The 4,050-nt window shown below is 57.8% G+C and carries 3 protein-coding genes and 2 pseudogenes; all 5 read right to left on the bottom strand.

What is annotated here, in order from left to right; translation table 11 throughout:
- Positions 1-69 (bottom strand): annotated as a pseudogene (locus tag RTW80_RS22800) (phage tail protein); the annotation flags it as partial.
- A complete protein-coding gene (locus RTW80_RS22795; RefSeq protein WP_000840342.1) occupies positions 66-2,627 on the bottom strand; it encodes a phage tail tape measure protein in 2,562 nt (853 codons plus the stop codon). The pseudogene RTW80_RS22800 and the gene RTW80_RS22795, both read right to left, overlap by 4 nt.
- The gene (locus RTW80_RS22790; protein ID WP_312720316.1) at positions 2,620-3,054 is read right to left on the bottom strand and encodes a phage tail assembly protein T; all 435 of its coding nucleotides are present in this window, start codon (positions 3,052-3,054) and stop codon (positions 2,620-2,622) included. The genes RTW80_RS22795 and RTW80_RS22790 overlap by 8 nt, the downstream gene beginning before the upstream one ends.
- The gene (gene gpG, locus RTW80_RS22785) at positions 3,036-3,458 is read right to left on the bottom strand and encodes a phage tail assembly chaperone G (protein ID WP_312720314.1); all 423 of its coding nucleotides are present in this window, start codon (positions 3,456-3,458) and stop codon (positions 3,036-3,038) included. The genes RTW80_RS22790 and gpG overlap by 19 nt, the downstream gene beginning before the upstream one ends.
- Before the next feature lie 15 nt (positions 3,459-3,473).
- Positions 3,474-4,037, bottom strand: a pseudogene (locus tag RTW80_RS22780) (phage tail protein); the annotation flags it as partial.
- Between the last annotated feature and the right edge of the window lie 13 nt (positions 4,038-4,050).

The following is a 4,050-nucleotide window of genomic DNA, read 5'->3' as shown; positions in this document are numbered from 1 at the left end:
CACCTTTCTTACAGAAGGGACCGAAGCCACATCCATACCGGGTTTCACTTTCCAGCGGAAGGTCTTCATCGTCCACCTCCGGAGAACAGGCCACCATCACGCATCTGTGTCTGAATTTCATCACGGGCACCCTTGCGGGCCATGTCATACACCGCCTTCAGAGCAGCCGGACCTATCTGCCCGTTCGTGCCGTCGTTGTTAATCACCACATGGTTATTCTGCTCAAACGTCCCGGACGCCTGCGACCGGCTGTCTGCCATGCTGCCCGGTGTACCGACATAACCGCCGGTGGCATAGCCGCGCATCAGCCGGTAAAGATTCCCCACGCCAATCCGGCTGGTTGCCTCCTTCGTGAAGACAAATTCACCACGGTGAACAATCCCCGCTGGCTCATATTTGCCGCCGGTTCCCGTAAATCCTCCGGTTGCAAAATGGAATTTCGCCGCAGCGGCCTGAATGGCTGTACCGCCTGACGCGGATGCGCCGCCACCAACAGCCCCGCCAATGGCGCTGCCGATACTCCCGACAATCCCCACCATTGCCTGCTTAAGCAGAATTTCTGTCATCATGGACAGCACGGAACGGGTGAAGCTGCGCCAGTTCTGCTCACTGCCGGTCAGCATCGCCGCCATATTCTGTGCAATACCATCAAAGGTCTGCGTGGCTGCACTTTTTACCTGCGACATACTGTCCGTGGCGCTCTCTTCCCACTCACTCCAGCCGGACTTCAGGCCTGCCATCCAGCTCCCGCGAAGCTGGTCTTCAGCCGCCCAGGTCTTTTTCTGCTCTGACATGACGTTATTCAGCGCCAGCGGATTATCGCCATACTGTTCCTTCAGGCGCTGTTCCGTGGCTTCCCGTTCTGCCTGCCGGTCAGTCAGCCCCCGGCTTTTCGCATCAATGGCGGCCCGTTTTGCCCGTTGCTGCTGTGCGAATTTATCCGCCTGCTGCGCCAGCGCGTTCAGGCGCTCCTGATACGTAACCTTGTCGCCAAGTGCAGCCAGCTGGCGTTTGTACTCCAGCGTCTCATCTTTATGCGCCAGCAGGGATTTCTCCTGTGCAGACAGCTGGCGACGTTGCGCCGCCTCCTCCAGTACCGCGAACTGACTCTCCGCCTTCCACAAATCCCGGCGCTGCTGGCTGATTTTCTCATTTGCTCCGGCATGCTTCTCCAGCGTCCGGAGTTCTGCCTGAAGCGTCAGCAGGGCAGCATGAGCACTGTCTTCCTGACGATCGCCCGCAGACACCTTCACGCCGGACTGTTTCGGCTTTTTCAGCGTCGCTTCATAATCCTTTTTCGCCGCCGCCATCAGCGTGTTGTAATCCGCCTGCAGGATTTTCCCGTCTTTCAGTGCCTTGTTCAGTTCTTCCTGACGGGCGGTATATTTCTCCAGCGGCGTCTGCAGGCGTTCATAAGCCTTCTGCGCCTCTTCGGTATATTTCAGCCGTGACGCTTCGGTATCGCTCTGCTGCTGCGCATTTTTGTCCTGTTGACTCTGCTGCTCAGCCTTCTTTCGGGCGGCTTCAAGCGCAAGACGGGCCTTTTCACGATCATCCCAGTAACGCGCCCGCGCTTCATCGTTAACAAAATAATCATCCTTGCGCAGATTCCAGATATCGTCCGCTTTCTTAAACGCGGCCTCTGCCTTAATCAGCATCTCCTGCGCGGTATCAGGACGACCAATATCCAGCACCGCATCCCACATGGATTTGAATGCCCGTGCTGTCCTGTCTGCCCAGGTTTCCAGCGTGCCCATGTTCTCTTTCAGGCGGCGGGTCTGGTCATCAAACCCTTTCGTTGCGGCCTCGTTCGCCGCCTGCAATGCCCCGGCTTCATCGCCGGAACGCTGCAACTGAGCAACATACGCAATCTGCTCCGCCGTCACGTTATGGAACTGGCGTGCCATCGCCGTCAGCCCCGACGTCGGGTCTGTGGTCAGCTTCCCGAAGGCTTCAGCGACCTTGTCCACCTCCACGCCGGATGCAGAGGAGAAACGCGCCACACTCTGGCTGATGGACGCAATCTGAGCCTCACCGCTTACCCCCGCCTTAACCAGTGCGCTGAGTGACTCGCTGGTCTGGTTAAACGTCAGCCCTGCCGCCTGCCCGGCTCTGGACAGGACCAGCATACGATCTGCCGTCAGTCCCGCCTGATTGCCGGAAAGGACCAGCGTTTTGTTGAAATCGGACAGGGTTGAGTTGCCCTGATACCAGGCATACGCCAGCGCTCCGGTCGCCACCGCCAGCGAGGTAGCCCCCACCATCGGCAGGGTGATCGCACCGGCAAGCCCCCGGAACATGGGGATCATCCCGCCGAAGGAGTCCTTCACCTGACCCCCCTGTTGCAGCAGGATCAGCCACGGACTTTGCCCGCCTGCAAGCTGCGTGGCCACGTCGGTGAACTGTGCAGGCAGCATACGCATGGCGGCTTTATACTGCCCGACGGAAATCCCCGCTTTCTGTGCAGCCAGCGCCTGTCGGCTCAGCGACTGTTCAACGACTGCCGCTGTTTTTTTCGCATCAGTTTCCGTACCGGAAAAATGACGCCTGACTCTGGCCATCTGCTCGTCAAATCTGGCCGCATCCAGACTTAAATCAACGACCAGATCGCCTACCGGTTCAGCCATACCGGACTCCTCCTGCGATCCCTTCTGATACTGTCATCAGCATTACGTCATCCTCCGTCATGTCCGCCACATCCGGGGAAGCGGGGATAACTTCATTCCCTTCCGGGCCAAAGCGGACGCCTCCGACAAGCCCTGCCGCTTTCTGCATCAGCACATCATCTTCAGGCTCTTCGTCAGCCTCACGCCGGTTCAGCAGACTGAAATCCAGCGGATGCATATCCGGATCGCTGAAAAACAGGCTGAGCACGGTGTACGTCAGCCCGGAAAAGTGCATATCCAGCAGAACATCATGAAAATAATGGGTACTGTAAAAGCGGTGCCAGTCGGCATACTCCGTGGATGACATCCCGGCAAGCAGGGCACGCCAGTCGGGTCGCCCCATCTCTCGCGCCAGTTTCAGGGCAAAACTCAGCTCACCATCGAACACTTTCCCGCAGAAACAGGCTCTGCAGGCCCGGCGTCCTCTGTCTGTTCAGGAGCATCATTCACCACAAACTCATACATACCGGACAGCCGGGACACCACGTTTTCAGCATGAGAAATTGCCTCCGTGGGCCAGGTGGTAAGCACTTCCTGCTCAATCTGTTTAACGGCTTCATTCATGGAAGGCAGCTTTGTCTTCTTCGGATGGTTATGCCACAGGGACATCGCCACCAGAAACGCGCCGGTTCTGATGGCGTCTTCCACAGTAAACTTCCGGTTGCTGTCTGACTCCGCCTGTTCTGCCTGCCGTTTCATCAGGGCGAGATGCTCAATACGCTGCAGGGCTGACAGTTCAGAAAGCGTGACGGTCACACCGTTATGTTCAAATGATTCGGTTTTCAGGAACATCTCTGACTCCCCGGATTAACTGGCGGTGACGGTGATTTCTGCAACCGCAGCAAACTCACCATTACCGGATACAACCGGAATGTTGACCTTGCCTGCAGCAACGCCGTTCACGGTGATGGTCATACCACTGACCGACACGGTGGCTTTTGTTTTATCCGCAGACACCGCACGAAAGCTCTTGTCGGTTACGCCCTCCGGCTGGAAGGCCACGGTCAGCGTGGTGCTCTGCCCTTTCACCACCGAGGTGCTGGCAGGCGTCACGGTCATGCCGGTTGCCGCTGTTACCGTGCTGCGATCTTCTGCCATCGACGGACGTCCCACATTGGTGACTTTCACCGTGCGGGTGATCACTTCCTTCGCCGTCACCGCCTTACCGATACTGCTGACCCAGCCACGGAACACATCGACCGTGCCGTTCGGGAAGCGGATTTTATAGGCACGGGTATCGCCTTCATTAAACCACGCCAGCAGCGCCTGCTGCCCCTGCTCTCCGGGCATCCACGGAAGAGTCAACATTGAATCACCGCCAGTTATTGACCCGTGCCAGGTCGCAGTACAGGCTGGAAGTTCATCATCGAGTTAGCTGTCGTGA

The organism is Escherichia sp. AM3 (assembly GCF_032029835.1).
Classification (GTDB): domain Bacteria; phylum Pseudomonadota; class Gammaproteobacteria; order Enterobacterales; family Enterobacteriaceae; genus Escherichia; species Escherichia coli.
Note: the sequence above shows the minus strand (reverse complement) of the source record. Positions and strands in the feature narration are given on the sequence as shown.

Bases quoted from the DNA above. Each gene is read 5' to 3' on its own strand.
- gpG (WP_312720314.1), bottom strand. From the start codon at position 3,458: ATGTTCCTGAAAACCGAATCATTTGAACATAACGGTGTGACCGTCACG.
- RTW80_RS22795 (WP_000840342.1), bottom strand. From the start codon at position 2,627: ATGGCTGAACCGGTAGGCGATCTGGTCGTTGATTTAAGTCTGGATGCG.